Origin of the sequence: Mycobacterium adipatum (assembly GCF_001644575.1) — a bacterium.
GTDB classification, from domain to species: Bacteria; Actinomycetota; Actinomycetes; order Mycobacteriales; family Mycobacteriaceae; genus Mycobacterium; species Mycobacterium adipatum.
Map to the genome: position 1 here is coordinate 4,205,781 of NZ_CP015596.1, position 23,839 is coordinate 4,229,619.

Consider the following 23,839-nt stretch of genomic DNA (forward strand, 5'->3'; position numbering starts at 1 on the left):
TTCCGGAACTCACTGCGGCGGCTCCACTGGGTCGGGGTGCCACGCCCATGGCGTGGCAGCGGTTCGGGGAAAGAGTAGGTCAACGAAAGCCTGTGCGGTGGGCCGGGGTTCGTGGTTGGCCAGCCCGGGCCGCTCGTTGGCTTCGATGAAGACATACTTGTCTTCGCGCACCGAGGGCACGATGAGGTCGATACCGGTGACCGGGATGCCGATCGCGTCCGCCGCGTCCACCGCAACCTTGGCCAGGGTGGGGTTCAGGTCGTCGGTCACATCGACGATCGTTCCGCCGGTATGCAAGTTGGCGGTGCGCCGCACCACCAGATGCTCGTTGGCGGGTAGCACATCGTCCATCGCCCAGCCCGCATCGGCGACGGTGTCCTTGGTGACCGAGTCCATCGGGATCGTCGATTCGCCCTGGGTGGCGCTGGCGCGGCGCCGGCTCTGCGCTTCGATGAGCTGGGCCACGGTGTGCTTGCCGCTGCCGATGATCTCCGGCGGGCGACGCACCGCCGCCGCGATGACCTTGCCGTTGATCACGACAACCCGCAGATCCTCGCCCTCGCAACGTTCTTCGATCAACACGTCGGGGCAATGCTTGTTGGCGAGTTCCAGCGCCCGGTCCAGATCGTCGTGCCGGGTGACGCCGACGGTGATGCCGGCACCCTGCTCGCCGCGGGCCGGTTTGACCACCACGGAACCGACCCTGGCCAGGAAGCGGTGATCGTCATCGCCGAATGTTGCGGTGATGCCCTCGGGCACAACAATTCCCGCTTCACTGACCACCTTGCGCGCGATGCGCTTGTCATCACAGCGGCTCATGGCGACCGCGTTGGTGAGTTCGGACAGCGATTCGCGTGTCGTGACGGTGGTCCCGCCGTGGGTCAGTTGCAGATAGCCGGCCTGGGCGTCGAGCACCTTGACCGCGATACCTCGCAGGATCGCCTCGTCGGCGATGATCCGGGCGTACGGGTTCAGCTGCGCCAGGTCCTCCTCGGGCTGCGCGGGCGCGAACAGTCGCTCGTTGATCGCGTTCTTGCGCTTGACCCCGAGCTCGGGCACCCGCTCGAAGCCCATCCGCTCGTACAGCGCAATCGCGCCCGCATTGTCGTGCAGCACAGACAGATCCATCTGCGCACGGCCGCGGGCAATGAACTCCTCGACCAGCGATCGCACCAACAACCCGCCGGCACCGGGCCGGCAGAGCGTCGGGCTGACCGCCAGGCACCACAGCGACGAGCCGTTGTCGGGATCATCGAAGAGCTGGGCGTGGTCGATACCGGTCACGGTGCCGACCACGGCACCGGTCGCGTCGTCGACGGCCACCAGGTAGATCATGTGCTGCTCGGACTGACTGTTGTGCCACATCAGGTCCACATCGGCGGGAACCATCCGGCACTGCAGGTAGATCTCGTTGATCGCGGCGCAATCGGCCATCGACTCGACGCGGCGCACACTGACTCCGGGCAGGTCCTCCGGGCGGTAGGCCAGCGGGACCGTGAGATCCAGCCGATAGGTGAAGCTCGGGTCGATGAAGAAGTCTTGCGGATTGAGCGCCACGAAGACGTGCGGCGCGTCGAGGTACATGCCGATATCGCGTCGTCCACTGGCCTCGGCCCGCAACGCGTCGCCCAGCTCACCGGGATCATCGAAGGTCTGACCGAAAACCAACCGGCCCCAGCCGAGGTCCTGGATGACCTCCCTGGGGTCGGCGTCCTCATCGGGGGTCATCGCGTGTTTACCCCATCCACATGGTGCGCCAGCCACAGTTCCAACAGCCCGAGTTGCCACAGTGGGTTACCCCGCAGCGGGGTCAGATAACCATTGGGCTCCGCGAGCAGGCGGTCCACCTCGGTCGGGTTGAACAGCCCCCGGGCGCGCGCACCGTCACTGTGCAGGGCGTCGCGCACCAGATCCAGATACGGCCCGGCCAGGTGCTTGAGGGCCGGCACCGGGAAGTAGCCCTTGGGGCGGTCGATCACCTCGTGCGGGATGACCTTACGGGCGGCTTCCTTGAGCACGCCCTTGCCGTCGTGGGCGGTCTTGAGCGACGGCGGACAGGTCGCCGCGAGCTCGACGAGCTCGTGGTCGAGGAACGGCACCCGGCCCTCCAGGCCCCAGGCCATGGTCATGTTGTCCACGCGTTTGACCGGATCGTCGACCAGCATCACGGTGGTGTCCAGGCGTAATGCCCGGTCGGTCGCGGTGGCCGCCCCGGGATGAGCGAAGTGATCGAGGACGTAGGTGCCGGCGACATCGTCCGGCAGCCGCCACGACGGCTGCAGCAGGGAGTTCAGCGCACTGTGATCGCGGTCGAAGAACGCCTGCCGGTAGGAGGCCAGCGCGGCCCGCGGGTCGTCGTCGGCGGCATGCGCCATCGGCGGGTACCAGTGATACCCGGCGAAGATCTCGTCGGCGCCCTGCCCGGACTGCACCACCTTGACGTGCTTGCTGACCTCCTGGGACAGCAGATAGAACGCCACGCAGTCGTGGCTCATCATCGGTTCGCTCATGGCACCGATCGCCCCGGACAGGGCGGGCAGCATGCGGGCGGTGTCGATCCGGATCTGGTGGTGGTCGGTGCCGTAGTGGCGCGCGATGACGTCCGAATATTTGAACTCGTCGCCCTCCTCACCACCGGCCGCCTCGAAGCCGATCGAGAAGGTCGCCAGCCCGTGCTGGCCGGCCTCGGCCAGCAGGCCGACGATCAGACTGGAATCCAATCCACCCGAGAGCAGGCAGCCGACCGGGACGTCGGCGACCAGCCGGCGCTCGACGGCGGTCCGCAGCGAGGCCAGGATCGCCTCTTCCCACTCGTTCTCCGACCAGTCGGCCCGTTCGGCGGAGCGCTCGAAAATCGGCTCCCAGTAGGTGTGCTGGGTCCGGGTGCCGTCGGGCTCGATGCGCATCAGGGTGCCCGGGGGCAGCTTTCGCACCCCGCGCAGAATGGTGTGTGGCGCGGGCACCACCGAGTGGAAGCTCAGGTAGTGGTGCAGTGCCGTCGCGTCGATCTCGGTGTCGACGCCACCGGCGGCCACCAGCGCCGGCAGCGAGGAGGCGAAGCGCAGCGCGTCGGACACCTCGGTCCAGTACAGCGGTTTGATGCCGAGCCGGTCGCGGGCCAGCAGTACCCGCCCGGAATCGACCTCGGTGATCGCGAAGGCGAACATCCCGTACAGGTGCTCGACGACGCGTTCGCCCCATTCCCGGTATCCCTTGAGCACCACTTCGGTATCGCTGTGCGAGAAGAACCGGTAGCCCTTGCCGATCAGCTCCTGGCGCAGCTGCGGATAGTTGTAGATGCAGCCGTTGAAGGCCACGGTGAGCCCGAGATCGGGATCATGCATCGGCTGCTGCCCGTGGCTGGACAGGTCGATGATCGCCAATCGGCGGTGGCCGAAGGCGATTCCGTCCTGGGCCCAGAAGCCTCCGCTGTCGGGGCCTCGCGGCACCATGGATTCCGCCATTCTGGCGATGGCTGACAGATCTGCCGACCGGCCGCGAGCAACCTCGCCGGCGATGCCGCACATTCTCTTCGTCCCCCTCGATGGTGTAGGCCCACTCTGGTTCGCGCTGGTCTTACGTTACCGGTGGTGCGCCTCGCCAAACCTGCGGCACGGAAAGGTAGTTAGGCTCACATCCCATGCGAAGGCTTGTGGCCGGTCTCATTTCCGTACTCCTCGTCTGCACGCTCGGCAGCGGCGCGGCGGGCGCCGAGGTCGGCGTCGATCAACCCCTCGGGTCGCTGCCGATACCCGACGGACCTGCGCAGGCGTGGGTCATCGCGGACATGGACAGCGGCGCGGTACTCGCGTCGCGGGACGGGTACGGACGCTATGCCCCGGCCAGCACAATCAAGGTGCTGCTGGCCACCGTGGTGCTCGACGAACTCCCGCTGGATGCGACGGTGGTCGCCAACGAGACCGACACCCGGGTGGAGTGCAACTGCGCGGGGGTGGCACCCGGATTCACCTACTCGGTGCGCCAGCTCCTCGACGGTCTGCTGCTGGTCTCGGGCAATGACGCGGCAAACACCTTGGCGACCATGCTCGGTGGCCGCGATGCCGCGGTGGCGAAGATGAACGCCAAGGCGGCGCAGCTCGGCGCGCGCGCCACCACGGCGGGCAGCCCCTCGGGACTAGACGGGCCCGGTATCGACATCTGGTCCTCGCCGCACGACCTGGCCGTCATCTTCCGGGCGGCGATGGCCAATCCGGCGTTCGCCCAGATCACCGCGCAGCCGACGGCGGTGTTCCCCGGGAAAACCGGTGACCGGGTGTTGGTCAACCAGAACGCACTGCTGGGCCGCTATCCGGGCATGCTGGGCGGGAAGACCGGATTCACCGACCTGGCCCGAAAAACCTTCGTCGGCGCGGCCGCACGCGATGGTCGGCATCTGGTGGTCGCGCTGATGTTCGGTCTGATCCACGAGGGCGGCCCGACCTACTGGGATCAGGCGTCGGCCCTGCTGGACTGGGGGTTCGCCCAGGACCGGGCCGCCACCGTGGGCGCGCTGTAGTCGAGACCCGACGGATATCTTCTCGAGCACGGATCGAATCCTGCTTCTCGTAGCCTCGCTTCGGGGCGATCGCAGTGACGGGAAGTGCAAGAGTGCGAGTACTGTTCGCGGCCACCGCGCTGGCCTTGAGCACCGTGGTCGCCACCCCGGTCGCGATCGCCGCCCCGGCCGTCGAACCAGCCGGAGCGCAGGCCTTCGCCAACGGTCCGGCCCAGGCCTATCTACTGGCCGACCTGGACACCGGCGCCGTGCTGACGGCCAAGGACCCCAGCGGTTCGTACGCGCCGGCCAGCACCATCAAGGTCCTGCTGGCCATGGTGGTGCTCGATCACCTGCGGCCCGGTAACTTCGCCCGGGCCAATGTCTCGCACACCAAGGTCGAATGTTCTTGTGTCGGGCTCAAACCCGGTCAGCCGTACACGGTGACACAGCTGCTCAGTGCGCTACTCATGGTGTCGGGCAACGATTCTGCGAACATGCTGGCCGACATGCTGGGCGGGCAGCGGGTGGCGGTCACCGCGATGAACCGCAAGGCCGCCGCCGTCGGGGCGCGCAACACCACGGCGTCCTCGCCGTCGGGCCTGGACGGTCCCGGCTGGGAATCGATGACCACGGCGCACGATCTGGCCGTCATCTTCCGCGCCGCGCTGCGGTATCCGCTGATCGCCCAGATCATGCGGTCGCCGTCGGCGCCGTTCCCGGGCAAGACGCTGACGAACCAGAATGAGCTGCTGACGCGCTACCCGGGTGACCTCGGCGGCAAGACAGGGTTCACCAACCGCGCCCGCAAGACCTACGTCGGCGCAGCTCAACGCGGGAACCGCCGCCTTGTTGTGGTACAGATGTACGGAACAGGTGATCTGTACGGCCAGGCGATCAGCCTGTTGGACTGGGGATTCAGCCAACCCTGAGGGGGAGTCGCCCATCACCGCCGCCGACCACGTAAGGTCACCCTAATTTGAACGCCGGGCAGCCGTCCGGTCGTCAGAACGAGGGGAACACCGTGTCCGGCCAAGCTGATCTCGCACTCATCGTCGCCTACGGCACCGATATGGGCAACGCCGAAGACGCCGCCATGACGTTCGCCGAGGCGGTCGCCGAGATCGGCATCGAGGCCGAGGCCGTCGAACTCAACCAGGTCGAGCTCGGACAGCTCGGGGACGCCACGCATTTCGTCGTGGTGGTCTCGACGTTCGGTGAGGGCGAGTTCCCCGATTCGGCCACCCTGTTCTGGGAAGCCATCAGTGCCGACACCGACCGGCTGGAACACCTGAACTTCGCCGTGCTGGCGTTGGGCGACAGCTCCTATGAACTGTTCTGCAATGCCGGCAAGCTGCTCGACGAGCGTCTGGAAGCCCTCGGCGCGCATCGGATGGTGGACCGCGTGGACGTCGACGGGTTCTACGAGGAACCCGCCAAGCAGTGGACCGCCGATATCGTCAAGATCCTGACCGCGCAGCAAGGGGGCGCAGCCACCCCGGCCGCGCCGTCACCGGCTGTCGAACGGACCGAACCGCGGGAACGCAACAACCCCGCCGTAGCGCGCCTGACCGCCAACCGCCGGCTGAACTCACCCGCGTCCGACAAGGAGGTCCGGCACTACGAGATCGACCTCACCGGAACCGGAATCACCTATCAGGCAGGCGATTCCATCGCGGTGCACGCCACCAACGATCCCGACCTGGTGCAGGCCCTGCTGGCCGGGCTCGGAGTGGGAGCCGACTACGCCATCAACGGTCACGACACGCCGCTGGGCACGCTGCTCACCGAGCACTACGAGATCCGCACGCCGTCGCGCGCCCTGCTGAGCCTGGCCGCCGAACGCAGCTCCGATCCGGCCATCGCCCAGGCATTGCGCTCCGGGGACACCCACGGCGGCACCGAGAACTCCTGGCTCTACGGCAAGGACACGCTGGACATCATCGGGCTGGCCGATCTGTCGGTCGACGAGGTACTGGATACGTTGCGCCCGCTGCAGCCCCGGGACTACTCGATCGCCTCCAGCCCACTGGCTCACCCCGACAGCGTCCACCTCACCGTGGCCAACGTGCGCTATGACGTCGGGGGCCGCCGACACGGCGGTGTCGCCTCGACCTACCTCGCCGATCGCTGCGAGAACGTCCTCGTGCATCTGCGTCCCAACAACCACTTCCGGCTGCCCGCCGGCGATGCCCCCATCATCATGATCGGCCCGGGCACCGGTATCGCCCCGTTTCGCGCATTCCTGCAGGAGCGACGCGCCGCCGGGGCGAGGGGACCGTCCTGGCTGTTCTTCGGCGATCGCCGGTGCGACACCGACTACCTCTACGGCGAGGAGTTGGAAGAGTTCCGCACCGACGGGGTGCTGACCCGGCTGGATCTGGCGTTCTCCCGCGACCAGGACACCAAGGTGTATGTGCAGCAACGTATGCAGGAGAACGCCGAGGAGTTCTACCGATGGCTGCAGGACGGCGCGCACGTGTACGTGTGCGGGGACGCCGACCGGATGGCCAAGGACGTGGACGCCACGCTGCACGATATCGTCGGGCGCTGCGGCGGACTGGACGCCGCGGCCGCGCACGCCTACGTCAACGAGCTGATCAAGAGTCATCACTACGTGCGCGACGTGTACTGAAGCCTTGTGAGCCCGTGACCCCGCGAGATTGCGGATATCGAGATCGCCACTCGGACAAACGCGCGATAGCGACAATCTCGCGGCGGTCCGGCAGGGCTAACCCCAGACCCGGCCGCGCAGGATCACCAGATCCGGGTTGCCGACCCCGACCTCGCGCGGATCCGCGGCGAAGCACAGCAGGTCCGCCGACGCGCCGTGCTCCAGCGCGGGACGTCCGAGCCAGGCCCGCGCGTCCCAGCTCGCCGCGCCCAGCGCCGCCGTCGGGCTCATGCCGATGCCCTTGAGCGCGTCGATCTCATCGCCGATCCGGCCGTGGGCGACCATCCCGCCGGCATCGGTGCCCGCGTAGATCGGCACACCGGCGTCATGCGCGGCCGCGACCCGCCGCTTGCTGGACGCGTACAGATCCCGCATGTGCGTGGCGTAGGTCGGGTACTTGCCCGCGGCGTCGGCGATGCCCGGGAAGTTGTCGATATTGATCAGCGTGGGCACCAGCGCGGTGCCGTGCGCCAGCATCAACTCGATGGTGTCGTCGGTGATGCCGGTGCCGTGCTCGATACAGTCGATACCGGCGTTGATCAGCCCGGGCAGCGCATCCTCACCGAAGACGTGCGCGGTGACGCGCGCACCATTGGCGTGCGCGGCCGCGATCGCCTCCACCAGCACCGCATCCGACCACAGCGGCGCGAGGTCGCCGACTCCCCTGTCGATCCAGTCGCCGACGAGCTTCACCCAACCGTCGCCCCAGCGGGCCTGTTCGGCGACGTAGGCCGGCAGCTGCGATTCGTCCTCGATATCGATGGGCAGACCGGGCATGTAGCGCTTGGGCCGGGCCAGATGCCGACCGGCCCGGATGATGCGCGGCAGGTCGTCACGGTCGTCGAGGCTGCGGGTGTCGACCGGGGAACCGGCGTCGCGCAGCAGCAGGGCACCGGCAGCACGCTCGGTTTCGGCCTGGCCGACGGCCTCGTCGAACGTGGTCGCACCGTGCGGTCCGAGTCCCACATGGCAGTGGGCATCCACCAGCCCCGGGATGACCCAGCCCCCGTCGAAGACGGTGTCGGCGTGCGCGAGCGGCTCGGCCGAGAGCAGCCCATCGCGAATCCACCACCGCACCTCCTCGCCGTCGGGCAACCCTCGGCCCCGCACGTGCAGCGGATGCATCGCCTTACTTCTGGCCGGGGAACTTCAGCTTGGACAGGTCGATATTGGCCAGCCCGGGCGGCAGCTCGTCGAGACCCTTGGGCATCCCGGTCAGATCCGGGAAACCGGGGGGCAGACCCGCGCCCATCGGATTCCTCGGCGGCGTCGGTCCCCTGCCCTTCTTCTTGCCGGCCTGCTTGTTCTTGCCCTTGCCGGCCTTACGCGGGGAGCTCTTGCGCCCGAACGGCATTCCCATCTGGCCGGCCATCTGCGACATCATCTTGCGGGCCTCGAAGAAGCGGTCGACGAGCTGGTTGACCTCGCCCACCGAGACACCGGAGCCGTTGGCGATGCGCAGTCGGCGCGAACCGTTGATGATCTTCGGGTCGGCCCGCTCGGCGGGTGTCATGCCGCGAATGATGGCCTGCACGCGATCGAGTTGACTGTCGTCGACGGCGGCCAGTGCGTCCTTCATCTGGCCGGCACCGGGCAGCATGCCCAACAGGTTGCCGATCGGGCCCATCTTGCGGATCGCGAGCATCTGCTCGAGGAAGTCCTCCAGGGTGAGCTCGCCGGAACCGATCTTGGCGGCGGCGGCCTCGGCCTGCTCGGCGTCGAAATGCTGCTCAGCCTGCTCGATGAGCGAGAGCACGTCGCCCATGCCGAGGATCCGGCTGGCCATCCGGTCGGGGTGGAAGACGTCGAAGTCTTCGAGCTTCTCACCGGTGGACGCGAAGAGGATCGGCACACCGGTGATCTCGCGGACCGACAACGCGGCGCCACCGCGGGCATCACCGTCGAGCTTGGTCAGCACCACGCCGGTGAACCCGACACCGGACCCGAACGCTTCCGCGGTGCTGACGGCATCCTGACCGATCATGGCGTCGAGCACGAACAGCGTCTCGTCCGGCTGCACGGCATCCCGGATGGCGGCGGCCTGGCTCATCAGTTCCTCGTCGATACCGAGGCGGCCCGCGGTGTCGACGATGACGACGTCGTAGTGCTTGGCTTTGGCCTCCGCCAGACCCGCGGCGGCCACCGAGACCGGGTCGCCGGTGGTCATCTGGTCGATGGTCACACCGTCGGGCGAGACACCCGGGTGCGGTGCGAACACCGCGACCCCGGCCCGCTCGCCGACGATCTGCAGCTGGTGCACGGCACCCGGGCGCTGCAGGTCACACGCCACCAGCAGCGGCGTATGCCCCTGCGCCTTGAGCCATTTGGCGAGCTTTCCGGCCAGCGTCGTCTTACCGGAGCCCTGCAGACCGGCCAGCATGATCACGGTCGGGGGGTTCCTGGCGAACGCCAGCTGACGGGTCTCGCCGCCGAGGATGCCGACGAGTTCCTCGTTGACGATCTTGACGACCTGCTGGGCCGGGTTGAGGGCGGCCGAGACCTCGGCGCCCTTGGAGCGCTCCTTGATGCGACCGACGAAGGCGCGCACCACGGGCAGCGACACGTCGGCTTCGAGCAGGGCCAGGCGGATCTCGCGCGCCGTGGCATCGATATCGGCGTCGGTCAGCCGCCCGCGGGCGCGCAGGCCCTGCAGTGCGCCGGTCAACCGGTCAGAGAGCGATTCAAACACCTGATAAGCCTAACGGTCGAAGTTCTGGCCCGAGGCGGCCCGCTGACGCTAATCTGTCAACGCACCGTGACAGATTTGGCCGGAGGCCCCCATGACAGCGATCGACGTCCCCCTGCCCGAGGTGCGCAGCAACCTCGACGAGCGGGCGAGCGTGACCCACATCAGCCAGTGCACACTGTGCGAGGCGCACTGCGGGCTGCACGTCACCGTCACCGATGATCGGGTCAGCCGCATCGCCGGCAACCCCGACGATGTGTTCTCCAAGGGCTACATCTGCCCCAAGGCGACCGCGATGGGCGACCTGCACCACGACCCGGACCGGCTGCGCACACCGATGCGCCGCGTGGGCGATTCCTTCGAGCCGGTCAGTTGGGCCGAGGCGTTCACCGAGATCGGCGCGCGGCTGCGGCGGGTACGCCGCCGGCACGGGGTACGCGCGCTGGGCATGTACCTGGGCAATCCGGCCGCGCACAGTTCCGGCGCCATGTACGGGCTCGCGCTGCGTATCGCCCTGCTGACCCCGAACTTCTATTCGGCGTCATCGATCGACCAGATGCCGCACGAGTACGCCGCCTGGCGGGTGTTCGGGTCCAACATGCTGGTGCCGATCACCGATATCGACCGCACCCAACGTCTGGTGATCCTCGGCGCGAACCCGGCGGTGTCCAACGGGTCGCTGTCGATCATGCCGGGTGCTAAACGACGCATCAAGGCCGTCCGGGACCGCGGCGGCAAGGTCGTCGTGATCGACCCCCGCCGTACCGAGACCAGCCGGTTGGCCGATCAGCACGTCGCGGTGCGCCCGGGCGGCGACATCTTTCTGCTGATGGGCATGCTGCATGTGCTGCTCACCGAAAACCTCTGCGACACCGCGTCACTGGACAAGATTGCGACCGGCCGGGCGGAACTCGCCGACTTGGTCGAACATGCCACCCCGGAGGCCATGGCCGCTCGCGCCGGCGTCGGAGCCGACGAGATCCGGGCGCTGGCCCGCGAGCACGCCGCGGCCGAATCCGCGGCGATCTACGCGCGCATCGGCATCTGCCAGCAGGAGACCGGCACCTTGGTGAGCTGGCTCGTCATGGTGATCAACACCGTGACCGGCAATCTCGACCGCCCCGGCGGCACGATGTTCTCCACCCCGATCGTCGACGTACCACGGCTGGCCAAGTACGTCCCGGTCGGGCACGGGCTGTGGACCGACCGCTCCGGCCGGTACAAGGCGTTCCGCGCCGAACTGCCCGCGGTGGCGATGGCCGACGAGATGCTCACCGAGGGTCCGGGGAAGATCCGGGCGATGATCACCTACGCCGGGAACCCGGTGTCCTCCATCCCGCAGAAGGGGCGACTGGCGCAGGCCCTCTCGGAATTGGATCTCTATGTGGCCGTGGACATGTACGTCACCGAGACCACCCGGCACGCCGATTTCATCCTGCCGCCGGTGTCACCGCTGGAACGCGAAGACGTCGGCCTGCTGACCACCATCTTCAGCGTGCGCAACAACATCCGCTACCAGCACCGCACCTTCGAGCCGGCGATCGGCGCCCTGGAGGACTGGGAAATCCTGAGCCGGTTGACCTTCGAGCTGCTGCCGGCCCCGCTGCGACAGATCGCGGCGCCACTGCGCGAGCGGTTCATCTCCTTTGCCAACCCGCTGCGGGTCACGGCCGCCGCACTGGCCACCGGCCCGTACGGACGGCTGCGCCGCGGCCGCAAGGGCGTCACCATGAAAGCGCTGCGCGACAGTGCCGGCGGCATCGATCTCGGCGCGTTGCAGCCGCGACTGGGCGCGGTGCTGGCCACGTCGGATCGCCGGGTACACCTGGCGCCCGACGAGTTCATCGCCGACGCCGCCGCCCGACTGGCCCGCGCCGACGCCGAACCCGCCGACGGCCGGCTGCAGCTGATCGGCCGACGGAACCTGCGCAGCAACAATTCCTGGCTGCACAATGTGCCGTCGATGACCGGCGGCAGCAACATTTGCACGGTGCTGATGCATCCCGCCGATGCCGACGCACGCGGGCTGGCCCAGGGCGAGACCGTGCGGGTCACCTCGACGATCGGGCATATCGAACTCCCGCTGGACATCAGTGACGAGATGCGGCCGGGCACCATCGCGGTGCCGCACGGATGGGGACACCGCGGCACCGGATGGCGGCATGCGAACACGCTGGCCGGTGCCAATGTCAACGATCTGCACGATCCGGATCAGGTGGACACCTTCACCGGGACGGCCGCGGTGAACAACACCTGGGTCACCGTCACCGCCGGCTGAGCTAGCTGGCCTCGGACACCTTGCGCGGCGGCGCGGGCAGCATGGCGTACAGGTCGCGTTCCAGATCCGCACGCGCCTCGGCGATCTTGGTGGCATCCGCCCCGGCGGCCAGCGCGGGCACCGTGATGCTGAAGACATCGATGACCACCGAGCCGAGCGTGGTGACCTTGGCCCAGTTGATGTCCAGTCCGTCGCGCTCGATGACGGCGGTGAGCCGCGACAGCAGGCCCGGGCGGTCGGACGCACGCACCTGGACGAAGAACTCGCCGGGCGTACCGCCGTCGGTCCACAGGATGCGCGGCGGCGCGATGGTGTGATTGACCGGCACGGAGGCCGGGGTCTCCCCCGCCCGGTGCGGGGTGGCCGCGCTTTCCAGATCACGGCGCTCGAGCGTGTCGATGACGTCGAGTTGGCCGTCCAACGCCAGGATGAACTGCTGACGCAGCAGCTCGGCGGCCGGCGGCGTACCGAAATGCGGTGAGACCGCAAAGGTGTTGATGGCCACCCCGTCACGACTGTTCACCGACGCCGAGTGCACCCGCAGCGCGTTGAGCGCCAGCACGCCCGCCGCCTTGGACAACAGACCGCGGCGGTCCGGCGCGATCATGGTGACGTTGTGGATGTGCGGGCCCTCGCCGGCCGTCATCTCGACATGGACGGCGCCGTCGGCCGCCAACTCGACATACCGCGGATCGATGGGATCCGGTGTGGGCAGCGGCTCACCGGCCATCACCAGCCGGCAGCGGCGCACCAGGTCACCGATGAGCGAAGATTTCCAGTCCCCCCAGACGCCGGGCCCGGTGGCCAAGGAGTCCGCCTCGGCCAGCACGTGCAATAGTTCCAGCAGCTGGTAGTCGCCGCCGAGGGCGTCCACCACGGTGGCGATCGTCTTGGGGTCCTGCAGATCCCGGCGGGTGGCGGTATCGGGCAGCAGCAGGTGGTAACGCACGATCTTGGACAGCACCTCGACATCGGAGGGCCACAGACCCAGCCGGGTCCCGATCTGGGTGGCCAGTTCGGCGCCGATGACGCTGTGATCGCCACCGCGCCCCTTGCCGATATCGTGCACCAGCGCACCCAGCACCAGCAGATCCGGCCGAGATACCCGGGTGGTGAATGCACTTGCCCGCGAGACGGTTTCGATCAGATGGCGATCGACGGTCCAGATGTGAACGACATCGCGCGGCGGCAGGTCGCGCACCGCGCCCCACTCGGGGAACAGCCGGCCCCACAGCCCGGTACGGTCCAGCGCCTCCACGGTGTTCACCGCCGCCGGCCCCGCCGACAACAGCACCAGCAGATCCTTGAGGGCCTCGCGTGGCCACGGGGTGCGCAGTTCGGGTGCGGCGCCGGCCAGCCGGCTCAGCGTCGAGGCTGCGATCGGCAGCGCGGTGGTGGCCGAGGCGGCGGCCACCCGCAGGATCAGGCCGGGGTCGCGTTCGGGTTTGGCGTCACGCGCCAGGATCACCTCGCCGGCGAATTCGATCACACCCTCGTCGAGCGGGCGACGGGCCGGGCGGCGCAGTGCGGCGAAACCTCGGCGCGGCAAAGCATTTCCGGCGGTACGGATGCCGGCGTCGACGTAGTAACTGATGGTGCGGGCGGCGTCGGAGATGGTGCGGGCCAGATCGAAGCGGTCCCCGATGCGCAAGGCGGCGCCGATCTCGTCGGCGTACTGGGCCAGCACCTGCTCGCGGCCCCGCTTGGAGACGCGGTGCAGTTCGGTGCGGACGTTCAGCAGCGCCAGATGCGCCTCGCCGAGCGTTCCGGTGGGCGAGGCCAGCAGCCGGCTCGGGTAGACGTCGGCGAGTTGTGCGATGGCCAGGCCGTTGAGCAGCTGCACATCGCGCAGTCCACCTCGGCCGTTCTTGAGGTCGGGTTCGGCGCGGTGCGCGATCTGCCCGCTGCGCTCCCAACGGGCGCGGGTGTGCTCGACGAGTTCCTCGTAGCGCGAGGCGATTCCGATACGCCACTGGCGACGTGCGCCGCCGGTCAGCAGGCCCGACAGTTCGGCGTCCCCGGCGATGTGGCGGGCGTCGAGCATGGCCATCCCGGCGGAGATGTCCTCACCGGCCACCTGTAGCGCCTCGGGCACGGTGCGCACGCTGTGGTCGATGTGGATGTTGGCGTCCCACAGCGGGTACCAGAGCAGTTCGGCGACTTGGCTGACGATGTCGGCGGGCATGTTGTCGTGCAGCAGCATCAGATCCAGATCGGAATACGGCAACAGTTCACCGCGCCCGAGCCCACCGGTGGCGACGATGGCGAACCCGCTGGTGGCGGTGATGCCGATCTCGGCGGCCTTGGTGGAGAGCCAGAATTCGTTGAGGTCCAGCAACGCGGCGCGCAGTGCGGCCGAATCCAGTTGCTTGCCACCGACGTCGAGCAATTGGCGAGAGGCCTTCGCCAAATCGGTGGCCGGACGCGGCGATCCCGCTGCCGGAGCTTCCCATCGGGAAGCTCCGGCAGCGGGATCTGGTGTCTGATCAGTCATTTCGGTCCTCCCCCGGCCCTACATTCGAACGGTCACATATTTGGCCGGGAAACGACCGTCGGACTGATTAGAGTGCGTCGACTCCCCGCTCACCGGTGCGCACGCGCACGACGGTGTCCACGGGACTCACCCACACCTTGCCGTCACCGATCTTGCCGGTGCGGGCCGCCTGCACGATGACGTCCACCACCTTGTCCACCGCGGAGTCGTCGACGACGACCTCCACACGGACCTTCGGCACGAAGTCCACCGAGTACTCGGCGCCACGGTAAACCTCGGTGTGGCCCTTCTGACGTCCGTAGCCCTGCACCTCGCTGACGGTCATTCCGAGAATGCCCGTCTGCTCCAGACCCGTCTTGACGTCTTCCAGAGTGAACGGTTTGACGATCGCAGTGATCAGTTTCATTTAGTCGATTCCTTCCAGGACTGGAGTCAATTCTTCCCGATCATGCGAGTTCATAAGCGGTTTCTGCGTGCTCGGTCTCGTCGATACCGGTGTCTTCGTCTTCCTTGCTGACTCGCCAGCCTAGTGGCTTGACCACGAAGGCGATGATTGCCGTGAGCACGGCGGTGAACAGCAGCGCCACCCCGGCGATCACGATCTGCACGACCAACTGCTTGTAGTCACCGCCGACGAACAGGCCGGCGTCGGTGGCGAAGAAGCCCAGCGAAACGGTGCCCCACAGGCCGGCCACCAGGTGCACGCCGACGACGTCGAGCGAATCGTCGTAACCGAATTTGTACTTCAGACCGATCGCCAAGGCCGACAGCACACCGGCGATCGCACCGACGACCAGCGACCAGACCGGGGTCAGGTTGCCACACGCCGGGGTGATGGCGACCAGGCCGGCGACGACACCGGAGGCGGCACCCACGCTGGTGGCGTGGCCGTCACGCAGGCGCTCCACCAGCAACCAGCCGAGCATCGCGGCGGCGGTGGCGGCGGTGGTGTTGACCCAGACCAGACCGGCGAGCATGTCGGCGCCGCCCTCGGAGCCCACGTTGAAGCCGAACCAGCCGAACCACAGGATCGCGGCGCCGAGCATCACGAACGGGATGTTGTGCGGACGGAACGCGGTCTTGCCGAAGCCGGCCCGCTTGCCCAGCAGCACCGCCAGAACCAGCGCGGCCATACCGGCGTTGATGTGAACGACTGTGCCACCGGCGAAGTCGATGGGTGCGACGTTCGCCGCGCCTTCCTCGTCGACACCGAACAGCTTGGCCGCCAGGCCCTGGTCGCTGGCCGAGAGCAGACCGCCACCCCACACCATGTGCGAGAGCGGGAAGTACACGAAGGTCGCCCAGAGCCCGCCGAAGACCAGCCAGGTGCCGAACTTCATCCGCTCGGCCACCGCGCCGCTGATCAGCGCGACGGTGATGACGGCGAAGGTCAGCTGGAAGGCGACCCACACGATGGCCGGGACGGTACCGAAACCGCCGGAAACGAAGGTCTCCACGCCGTCGATCTCGCGGACCTCGGCGAGTTGGTTCACGCCGAACAGCGAGAACGGGCTGTCGAAGAACAGGCCGGGCTGATCGCCGGTGTGTGCGGAGGCGAACGACATCGAGTAGCCCCAGAGCACGTAGATGACGCTGACCACGCCCAGCGAGCCGAACGACATCATCATCATGTTCAGGACCGACTTCTGCCGGGACAGACCACCGTAGAAGAACGCGAGGCCGGGCGTCATGAACAACACCAGGGCTGCCGAGACGAGGACCCAGGCGGTGTTGCCGGTGTCCAATCCATCCGGGCCGAACGGCAGGAAACTGTCGTCCGGCAGAGCCGTGACGACGTCGCTTAAGGCAAAGACCACTTTGTGTGAACCTCCTCGGGATTTCGCCGACGAATCGGCCTCCCGAAGAGAGTCTTTCGCCCTCGTTTCATCCGTGGTTCTCCGATGTTTCGCGGGGGTGAACGGATTGGCCTGGTCTGTTACACCTGTGTTTCGGCGTTGCGGACGGGCTATCCGAGGAGCGCGTCGACGAACGCGGCGGGCTCGAACGGCGCCAGATCGTCGGGTCCCTCACCGAGCCCGACAAGCTTCACGGGCACTCCCAGCTCCTGCTGGACACGGAAGACGATGCCGCCCTTGGCGGTGCCGTCGAGCTTGGTGAGGACCACCCCGGTGATGGCCACGACCTCGGCGAACACCTTGGCCTGCGGCAGGCTGTTCTGGCCGATGGTGGCGTCGAGCACGAGCAGTACCTCGTCCACCTTGGCGCGCTTTTCCACCACGCGCTTGACCTTGCCGAGCTCGTCCATCAGGCCGGTCTTGGTGTGCAGGCGGCCGGCGGTGTCGATCACCACCACGTCGGCGCCGTTCTGGATGCCCTTGTCGACCGCGTCGAAGCCGACCGAGGCGGGATCGGCGCCCTCGGGACCACGCACCACGTCAGCTCCCACGCGTGAGCCCCAGCTCTGCAGCTGATCGGCGGCCGCGGCTCGGAAGGTATCCGCGGCGCCCAGCACCACGCGGCGCCCGTCGGCAACCAGGACACGCGCCAGCTTGCCGACGGTGGTGGTCTTACCGGTGCCGTTGACACCGACGACGAGCAGCACCGAGGGCTTGTCCTCGTGGGGCAGCGCGCGGATCGAGCGATCCAGGTCGGGACGGAGCTCGGAGATCAGCACCTCCTTGAAGACGGCGCGAGCATCGGCCTCGGTGCGCACCGAGGCGCTGGCCATCTTGGCGCGCAACGCCGCCATGACATTCGCGGTGACCACGGGTCCGAGGTCGGCGATCAGCAGGGTGTCCTCGATCTCCTCCCAGGAATCCTCATCCAGGTCACCGCCGCCGAGCAGGCCGAGTACGCCGCGCCCCAGGGTGCTCTGCGATTTGGCCAGCCGCCCGCGCAGCCGTTCCAGCCGTCCCTCGGACGGGGCGATGGCCTCCACTTCCGGAGCCGGAGCGGCCTGCGGTGTGGGCTCGGGTTCGGGCGCCGGTGCCGGCGTCGGCCCGGGCTTCGGTTCGGGCTTCGGTTCGGGTTCGAGGACCGGCTTCGGTGGTTCCGCGACGGGAGGTTCGGGCAATTTGACGTCAGCGATGGGACGTTTCGGGGCGTCGCGCGGTACCGCGGCGTCGTCACCCACGCCGGGCAGACCGACGGGGTCGACCTTCTCGGCGGGCGGTGCGGTGCTCGGGCCGCTGAACGTGATGCCCGATGACGCCTTGTAGCCACCCGATTTGTCGATCTGGGTGGTGGCGTCCGGCGCGGAAAGGCTGATCCGACGCTTGCGGTAGCGCACCAGCCCGACGACCAGCGCGGTGACAAGGAGGACTGCTACGACCGCGATGGCGATCCACAAGGCATCTGACACCCGGCCATTGTCTCAGGCGACATCGGCGTGCTAGGCATGGCGCCTGTCGGCGCCGGATGTGGCAGTCTCGGGCAGGTGACGGGCTTCGAAGACGGGATCTCGGTGCGCAAGCGGCGCCATATCGACGTCTGCCTGTCCGAGGCCGTCCAGTATCAGAGCGTCACCACCGGGTTCGAGCGCTACCGGTTGCCCTATAACGCGCTGACCCAGACCAGCCTGGCCGGTATCGACCTGGGCACCGACTTTCTCGGTGTCCCGCTGCGGGCTCCGGTGCTGATCGGATCCATGACCGGTGGGTCTGAGCTGTCGGGCACCATCAACCGGAATCTTGCTACGGCGGCCCAATCGCTGGGTGTCGGCATGATGCTGGGGTCGCAGCGGGTGATGCTCGGCGACGAGTCGGTGGGCACTTTTCATGTGCGTGACTACGCCCCCGATGTGTTGCTGGTCGGCAATATCGGTCTGGCGCAGCTGAACCCGTCGGTGGTCCCCAAGCTGCGTCGCGCGCTTGACGGTGTCGGCGCCAATGCGCTTGCAGTACATACCAATCCGTTACAGGAGGCGGTTCAGCGCGGCGGTGACACCGATTTCACCGGGTCTGTGGCGCGGCTGCGCGAGGTGGTGGAGACCATCGGGTATCCGGTCCTGCTCAAAGAGGTCGGGCACGGTATCGGGGCCTCCGCAGCGGCATCGCTGACCGGTATCGGGGTGGCCGCGGTGGATGTGGCCGGCGCCGGCGGGACATCGTGGGCGCGGGTCGAGCAGTTCGTCCGTTACGGCGGCATCAATGATCTGGGCCTCGCCGAGTGGGGAATTCCGACAGCGCAGGCGTTGGTCGAGGTGCACGCGGCGCTGCCCGATGTCCCGTTGGTCGCCTCCGGTGGGATCCGCACCGGGATGGACGCGGCCAAGGCGATCGCGTTGGGCGCCGATGTGGTGGCGGTGGCCCACCCCCTGCTGGTTCCGGCCATCGAGTCCGCCGCGGCGGTGCAGGAATGGTTGGAGCGCTTCATCGCTGAGCTGCGGGTGTGCCTGCACGGGTGTGGAGCCGCCGATCTGTCGGCGCTGCGTGCCGTGGGAGCCGACCCGGTCTAGAGCACGCTAGAAGGGCGGGTCGCTGTCGCTCTCCGCGCGCTCGAGCGCGAGTTCGAGTTGGTTGCGTGCTCGTTCGGCTTTGATGCGTTGGGCGCGGTCTTGGGCGCGGGTGCGTTGCCGGACCGGCATCTTGGTGTCGCGGTCGGTGTCGTTGAGGAGGCTGATCGCCCGTTTTCGCGGGATGGGTGTCTGGATGTTCCAGTGCGGGAACAGGATTGCCGCACCGGGGGCCTTGGAATAAGTGTGCCCGGTGGGTGCACTCCAGTGGATGGTGCCGTCGGGTTGGGCGGTGGGCGTCCAGCCGGCGAAGGTCTTGAGCAGATGGTGCAGGCGGCAGAGCGGTCCGAGATTGCCCGGATGCGTCGCCCCGGCTGGCCATGGGGTCAGATGGTCGAGGTCGCAGCGGTGCGCAGCCCGGCTACAGCCAGGGAAGCTACACGTCATGGCCCGCATCCGAACGAACGCGGTCAGCGCGGTCGAGGGCCGGTATCGGGGTTCGGCGGGCAGGGCAGCAATCTCGGCGAGCGGCTGCACCTTGGCACCGCCGGCGACGAGTTCGGCGAGCATAGCGGCGGGAATGATGGCCCCGTCGAGCATCACCCCAGGGCTCGGGTTGCAGGCCGCAGGTTGGGCGCCGGCCACGGGCGCGGCTGGTTCGGAGCTGGCCGCAGGCTCAGCGGGCTCGGAGCTGGCAGCCGATTCGGTATGGGCAGCCGGCGCGGCAGGCTCGGATGGTCCAGCGGGTTCGGACTCCGCGGCCGGTGTCTGCTCCTCGTTCTCTGGCGCAGCCCCGGTCGCGGCGGACTCGGAGTCCGGGGTGCCCGCAGCGCCGGGCCTGGTGTGCCGCGGGGCGACTTCACCGGCGGCGGGCGAGTGGTCGGTGAGCGCGTAGATGGCAACGGCGCCCGCGCGCGGATCTTTCCCACTGCCTTCACAGGTCACGTCCCCGCATTCACAGGCCAGCCGTTCCAGTGCCGGGCCGACCACACCCAACGCGGCCAGCGCCGCGGCGCGCAGCTCCCCGCGGCGTCGCGGGTCGTTCGGGCAGACGGTGTCGGCCAGGGCATTGAGCCGTTGTTCGAGGATCTTTGTGTCGGTGACGCGCAGCCGCCCCCAGAACGAGGCCACCCCGTTCGGGTCGTCCTTATCGTCGAACTCCACATACAGGTCCTTGGCGGCCCGACGAGACCGCACCACGGCGTCAGGATCGAATTTCTCCACCCACAGATCCACCGCGCCGATCAGCTGCTTTTCCGAGTGTGCCCCGTACTCGCCGGCTTCAGCGGCGATCGCGGTGTCGATCAACCCGAGCGCGTCAGCATCGTCGACGAGGTGGGTGCGCCAGGTGATCGCATCGATCACCGTCGCCGAGACCGCCCCCGATGCGAACAGGCCCGCGGTCCGCGGCAGCCGGTCCCGCAACGCTTGGGCGATGCGCATCTGCTTGGACGCCGCATGCGAGTTCAGGTTGCACGCCGCAGACACCGCGGCCTGCGCCCACGCCCACCCATCAATGACCTGATGGGCGCGATCGTCGTCCTCGTCATCACACTGACGGGCCACGACCTCACCGATCAACGCCAGCCGCTGCGCGGCGGCCCTCGCCTCGGTCTGGGTCATCGTCGCGACCGCGGAAATGAGCGCCTCATCACTCAGCTCCGCGAGCGCGACCCGATCCAAGACTTCGAACATGTGTTCTATGATACTCGCCACCCCGACATGGGAAAGCGGCCTTACGTCCCGGCTGTGGATAACTAATTGGCCGACCGCAAGGCAGCTGGCCGGCGGCCAACGCCGCCGGAAACCGCCCCTCAATGTTGTTTCGAGACTATCCAGGTTCAGAGCCAGAGGTAGAGCGCCGCAAGCAGCGCCCACATCCCTACGCAGTAGGCCTCAAAGGCGGCGCGCAGGGCAAACGGCGCGTGCCGCAACTCCATGAAGTCCAGGCCGACCAGGCGTACCTTGACCGCGGCGATGCCCAAAACCACGACGGCGACCAGGGAGCCGGTGCCGTGCTCGGCGCCGACCGCCCAGGACACGATCGTGGCGGCGACCAGAAACAGCCAGCTCGCACCGGCACGGTTCTTCAGGAGATTCAGGGCCGTCATCAGCTCACCAGGTACAGCAGAGCGAACAGGAAGATCCATAGCAGGTCGACGAGGTGCCAGAAGCAGGCCGCGCCTTCGACCAGTGCGGTGCGGGTGTCGCTCAGTTCGGGTCGCCGGGTTTGGGTCAGAACAAATGACAACGCGCCGAGGCCGAGGCACACATGGAACAGGTGCAGCCCGGTGAGGATGAAGTAGTACAGGTAGAAGTCGTTGGCGCCGGGACCGTGCCCGGCAGCGCCCAGCGAGATGTACTCGTAGACCTTGAGTGCGATAAACAGCAGGCCGAACGCCATGGCCGCCGCTGCGGCCCTCGTGGCGAGTGGTCGTTGCGCGGCGCGCATGGCGTTGAGGGTGAGCACAATGCACAACGAACTGGTCAGCAGCACAAGGGTATTGATGACTCCGATGCCAATGTGCAGGGTGCTTCGGGCGACGTCGAATACGTCGGGGGCTTTGGAGCGTTCGACCAGGAAGGTCACGAAGAAGGCGCCGAAGACGAGCATGTCTCCGAACAGGAAGACCCACGTGCCGCCCTCGCCTGGTATCCGCTTCTCGCGGGCGGGCGCTGCTATCGCCGTCACGCGGGCTGGAGGGCTCGTTGTTCGGCCTTAATTGATTTGAGCATCACCGCGGTGGTGGAGAACAGCCACACCACCAGGACGAGGCCGGGGATGTAGAAGGCGAAAATGCCGTCCCAGGCCAGGGGGCCGTCATTGAACACGACCACGACGCAGCCCGGCAGGGACAGCGTCGCGACCCACAAGTTGAGATAGCCGTACCAGCGCGGGAAGGTCGGCGGGTCGGTCTGATCGACGAAGGCCGCGACCGCCAGGGTGAGGTTCTGGATGATGATGGTGCCGACGATGCCAATAAACCACAGCCAGAAGACATCGTTGAGCGCTTGGGTGAGCTCGGCAGAGCGTTCCTCGGGGCGGTAGGCGGCGACGCCGAGGAAGAACTGCGGGAACAGCAGCGCCGGCACGAAGACGGTGGCGGCCATCAGCTGTGTCATCGAGAGCATGCCCCAGCGACCTTCGACGCGGCGGATACGCAAGATGATCGCGGCCAGGAACGGTAGCGCCAGGACGGCGCTGAGCAGGGCGCCCGAGACACCGAACCGGATCCACAGCTTGTGCTCGACGAAGAACGCGGCGATCTCGTCGGGTGACGATGCTGGCGAAAGCGGCGGAAAGAGCTGCGCTATACCCGAAAAGCTGGCGCCGTACAGAAGGATCATGACGGTTCCGCACCAGGCGCCGATGCGCTGCAGGGTCAGCTCCACGAGGCGGACGTTACCGCTTACGTGGCTTTGTTTTGACATTTTTGCCATAACAATGGCGGTGCTGCAGTGAAAGAAGTGCACTGAGGCTGCACATTGCTCACTTAAACTGGGGTTCGGGCCATGTGGCTAGCATCGACTCAGGGATGTTCGACGGCGACGGGGGTGGATCGGTGACGGCGCGCGATAATCGGGGGTGGCGCCAGTGACGAATCCACCGCCGCCAAGCAATTGGGGTCCGCCGCCGCAATACGGTCAGGGACAGCCTTCGTACGGGCCCGGCCCGTGGCCACCGCAGCAAGGCTGGGGCCCACCTCAACCGCCCAAGAACAACAGCCTCAAATGGTTGCTGATCGGCGTCGCCGTACTGCTTGTCATCGCCATATCCGTAGGCGCCACACTGCTTTTCACGCGGGACGGCGGTGGCGGCACTACGCAGACAGCCAGCGGAAACCCGTCGGCCTCTGGCGACATTGCGAGTGCGAACGACACGGGACCGGTGACGGTCATTACCGAGGATCCGACGTGCGCCGCTTGGCGACCGATCGCCACGACGCTGTCAAACCAGCAGAAGCAAGGTTGGGACAAGCGAGACTACTCGAAGCCTGCCTCAGCATGGACACCCGAAGAACGTGTCTTGCATCAATCTATGGCCGACGCTGTGCGGGATGCTGCTGATCAAACTGTCGATCTCGCCAAGTTGACGCCGCATCGAGTGATGCGCGAACTTTACGAGCAATCGATCGCATACTGGCGCGCTTACGCCGATAGCATTCCGACCTACATCGAAGCAGACAATACCCTTGTCGGGGTTGCAAGCGACGCGTCAAGTGCCGTTGTTGCTATCTGCGCCGCGATCGAAAACGATTCAGCATCTGCACGGATCCCGTTAGTTAAGGCAGAGTCGCCGGCACCGCTGGAAGGCCCGGCTGTGAATCCAGCCAATCCCACTCGCTTCATTGACGCCAACGGTGATTCAAGTTGTGAGGCTTGGACTGCAGCGTCCAATCAATTTGATATTGATGCCGCGCCCTGGCGCGACAACGATCCAAATATTCCTGCGAGCCAATGGACCCCCGAACAAAAATCGACAATGGAGTCGATGGTGCCTGTAATGACAAAATTTGCAGACGCGCTCATCGCAATTGGCACATCATCGGAAAATGCGACCCTCCGTGACTTTGCTGCTCTGTCTGCTCAGTACTGGCATGCTTTCGCACTAGCTTTGCCAACTTATCAAGCGTCTGACAATAGCTTGGCTTCCGCGGCAGCTTATGCACACTACCTCGTGTTTAATGCTTGCGCATCTGCGAGAGATTAGCCGTGAGCGTCCCTAGGCCGGCAGGCAAATACGTAGACAGGATGCTCGACCCCGGTGGATGGCCCGGCCTCGATGAAGACGCAGTCC

The 23,839-nt window shown here is 67.2% G+C and carries 18 protein-coding genes; 6 read left to right on the forward strand and 12 right to left on the reverse strand.

Annotation, left to right across the window (positions count from 1 at the left end; genetic code table 11):
• Positions 1-9: 9 nt before the first annotated feature.
• Complete coding sequence (ngg, locus tag A7U43_RS19995; protein ID WP_067998709.1) at positions 10-1,728, reverse strand: N-acetylglutaminylglutamine synthetase; 1,719 nt, start codon at positions 1,726-1,728, stop codon at positions 10-12.
• Positions 1,725-3,527, reverse strand: coding sequence for an N-acetylglutaminylglutamine amidotransferase (locus A7U43_RS20000; protein ID WP_067998711.1), 1,803 nt, complete (start codon positions 3,525-3,527; stop codon positions 1,725-1,727). Before A7U43_RS20000 ends, ngg begins: the two co-directional genes overlap by 4 nt.
• Positions 3,528-3,640: 113 nt before the next feature.
• On the opposite strand from A7U43_RS20000, the gene A7U43_RS20005 reads away from it, so the two are divergent.
• From A7U43_RS20005 to A7U43_RS20015, 3 genes are all read left to right on the forward strand, one after another.
• Positions 3,641-4,516, forward strand: a complete 876-nt coding sequence (locus tag A7U43_RS20005; RefSeq protein ID WP_067998713.1) for a D-alanyl-D-alanine carboxypeptidase family protein — start codon at positions 3,641-3,643, stop codon at positions 4,514-4,516.
• A 92-nt stretch (positions 4,517-4,608) separates the two neighbouring features.
• On the forward strand, positions 4,609-5,427 hold the full coding sequence (locus A7U43_RS20010) for a D-alanyl-D-alanine carboxypeptidase (protein ID WP_067998715.1): 819 nt from the start codon (positions 4,609-4,611) through the stop codon (positions 5,425-5,427).
• Between the two features lie 92 nt (positions 5,428-5,519).
• Positions 5,520-7,130 carry a diflavin oxidoreductase gene (locus A7U43_RS20015; RefSeq protein WP_068003246.1) on the forward strand — a complete coding sequence of 537 codons (1,611 nt, stop codon included), beginning with the start codon at positions 5,520-5,522 and terminating at the stop codon, positions 7,128-7,130.
• A 96-nt stretch (positions 7,131-7,226) separates the two neighbouring features.
• Here A7U43_RS20015 and A7U43_RS20020 read toward each other — a convergent pair whose 3' ends face one another.
• Both A7U43_RS20020 and ffh read right to left on the reverse strand, forming a co-directional pair.
• Positions 7,227-8,294 (reverse strand): amidohydrolase family protein, encoded by a 1,068-nt coding sequence (locus tag A7U43_RS20020; protein ID WP_067998717.1) that lies wholly within the window; start codon positions 8,292-8,294, stop codon positions 7,227-7,229.
• A gap of 4 nt (positions 8,295-8,298) precedes the next feature.
• Entirely contained in the window at positions 8,299-9,858 is a 1,560-nt protein-coding gene (ffh, locus tag A7U43_RS20025; RefSeq protein ID WP_067998719.1) for a signal recognition particle protein, read from the reverse strand.
• 91 nt (positions 9,859-9,949) lie between these two features.
• Here ffh and A7U43_RS20030 point away from each other — a divergent pair, with 91 nt between their 5' ends.
• On the forward strand, positions 9,950-12,133 hold the full coding sequence (locus tag A7U43_RS20030) for a molybdopterin-dependent oxidoreductase (RefSeq protein ID WP_067998721.1): 2,184 nt from the start codon (positions 9,950-9,952) through the stop codon (positions 12,131-12,133).
• 1 nt (position 12,134) lies between these two features.
• Here the strand turns inward: A7U43_RS20030 and A7U43_RS20035 are convergent, their stop codons facing one another.
• From A7U43_RS20035 to ftsY, 4 genes are all read right to left on the reverse strand, one after another.
• Complete coding sequence (locus A7U43_RS20035; protein ID WP_067998724.1) at positions 12,135-14,627, reverse strand: [protein-PII] uridylyltransferase; 2,493 nt, start codon at positions 14,625-14,627, stop codon at positions 12,135-12,137.
• Positions 14,628-14,694: 67 nt separating this feature from the next.
• Positions 14,695-15,033 carry a P-II family nitrogen regulator gene (locus tag A7U43_RS20040; protein WP_030133509.1) on the reverse strand — a complete coding sequence of 113 codons (339 nt, stop codon included), beginning with the start codon at positions 15,031-15,033 and terminating at the stop codon, positions 14,695-14,697.
• 40 nt (positions 15,034-15,073) lie between these two features.
• Positions 15,074-16,318 carry an ammonium transporter gene (locus A7U43_RS20045; protein WP_231963708.1) on the reverse strand — a complete coding sequence of 415 codons (1,245 nt, stop codon included), beginning with the start codon at positions 16,316-16,318 and terminating at the stop codon, positions 15,074-15,076.
• A 275-nt stretch (positions 16,319-16,593) separates the two neighbouring features.
• Positions 16,594-17,949 (reverse strand): signal recognition particle-docking protein FtsY, encoded by a 1,356-nt coding sequence (ftsY, locus tag A7U43_RS20050; RefSeq protein ID WP_067998729.1) that lies wholly within the window; start codon positions 17,947-17,949, stop codon positions 16,594-16,596.
• 75 nt (positions 17,950-18,024) lie between these two features.
• On the opposite strand from ftsY, the gene fni reads away from it, so the two are divergent.
• On the forward strand, positions 18,025-19,044 hold the full coding sequence (fni, locus tag A7U43_RS20055; protein WP_068003248.1) for a type 2 isopentenyl-diphosphate Delta-isomerase: 1,020 nt from the start codon (positions 18,025-18,027) through the stop codon (positions 19,042-19,044).
• 6 nt (positions 19,045-19,050) lie between these two features.
• Here the strand turns inward: fni and A7U43_RS20060 are convergent, their stop codons facing one another.
• The 4 genes from A7U43_RS20060 to A7U43_RS20075 all read right to left on the reverse strand — a co-directional run bounded on the left by A7U43_RS20060 (position 19,051) and on the right by A7U43_RS20075 (position 22,389).
• Positions 19,051-20,736, reverse strand: a complete 1,686-nt coding sequence (locus A7U43_RS20060) for an HNH endonuclease signature motif containing protein (RefSeq protein ID WP_067998731.1) — start codon at positions 20,734-20,736, stop codon at positions 19,051-19,053.
• A 146-nt stretch (positions 20,737-20,882) separates the two neighbouring features.
• Complete coding sequence (locus A7U43_RS20065; RefSeq protein ID WP_067998733.1) at positions 20,883-21,152, reverse strand: cytochrome C oxidase subunit IV family protein; 270 nt, start codon at positions 21,150-21,152, stop codon at positions 20,883-20,885.
• The gene (locus A7U43_RS20070; protein ID WP_067998735.1) at positions 21,152-21,733 is read right to left on the reverse strand and encodes a cytochrome c oxidase subunit 3; all 582 of its coding nucleotides are present in this window, start codon (positions 21,731-21,733) and stop codon (positions 21,152-21,154) included. Before A7U43_RS20070 ends, A7U43_RS20065 begins: the two co-directional genes overlap by 1 nt.
• Positions 21,730-22,389 carry a hypothetical protein gene (locus tag A7U43_RS20075; protein ID WP_068003251.1) on the reverse strand — a complete coding sequence of 220 codons (660 nt, stop codon included), beginning with the start codon at positions 22,387-22,389 and terminating at the stop codon, positions 21,730-21,732. Before A7U43_RS20075 ends, A7U43_RS20070 begins: the two co-directional genes overlap by 4 nt.
• A 388-nt stretch (positions 22,390-22,777) precedes the next feature.
• On the opposite strand from A7U43_RS20075, the gene A7U43_RS29770 reads away from it, so the two are divergent.
• Positions 22,778-23,752 carry a hypothetical protein gene (locus A7U43_RS29770; RefSeq protein ID WP_156525970.1) on the forward strand — a complete coding sequence of 325 codons (975 nt, stop codon included), beginning with the start codon at positions 22,778-22,780 and terminating at the stop codon, positions 23,750-23,752.
• The last annotated feature ends 87 nt before the right edge of the window (positions 23,753-23,839 follow it).

Coding starts and splice junctions, on each gene's coding strand:
- ngg (WP_067998709.1), bottom strand. CDS start 1,728: ATGACCCCCGATGAGGACGCCGACCCCAGGGAGGTCATCCAGGACCTC.
- A7U43_RS20000 (WP_067998711.1), bottom strand. CDS start 3,527: ATGTGCGGCATCGCCGGCGAGGTTGCTCGCGGCCGGTCGGCAGATCTG.
- A7U43_RS20030 (WP_067998721.1), top strand. CDS start 9,950: ATGACAGCGATCGACGTCCCCCTGCCCGAGGTGCGCAGCAACCTCGAC.
- A7U43_RS20045 (WP_231963708.1), bottom strand. CDS start 16,318: ATGACGCCCGGCCTCGCGTTCTTCTACGGTGGTCTGTCCCGGCAGAAG.
- A7U43_RS20040 (WP_030133509.1), bottom strand. CDS start 15,033: ATGAAACTGATCACTGCGATCGTCAAACCGTTCACTCTGGAAGACGTC.
- A7U43_RS20060 (WP_067998731.1), bottom strand. CDS start 20,736: ATGTTCGAAGTCTTGGATCGGGTCGCGCTCGCGGAGCTGAGTGATGAG.
- A7U43_RS20075 (WP_068003251.1), bottom strand. CDS start 22,389: ATGATCCTTCTGTACGGCGCCAGCTTTTCGGGTATAGCGCAGCTCTTT.
- A7U43_RS20005 (WP_067998713.1), top strand. CDS start 3,641: ATGCGAAGGCTTGTGGCCGGTCTCATTTCCGTACTCCTCGTCTGCACG.
- A7U43_RS20020 (WP_067998717.1), bottom strand. CDS start 8,294: ATGCATCCGCTGCACGTGCGGGGCCGAGGGTTGCCCGACGGCGAGGAG.
- A7U43_RS20065 (WP_067998733.1), bottom strand. CDS start 21,152: ATGACGGCCCTGAATCTCCTGAAGAACCGTGCCGGTGCGAGCTGGCTG.
- A7U43_RS20035 (WP_067998724.1), bottom strand. CDS start 14,627: ATGACTGATCAGACACCAGATCCCGCTGCCGGAGCTTCCCGATGGGAA.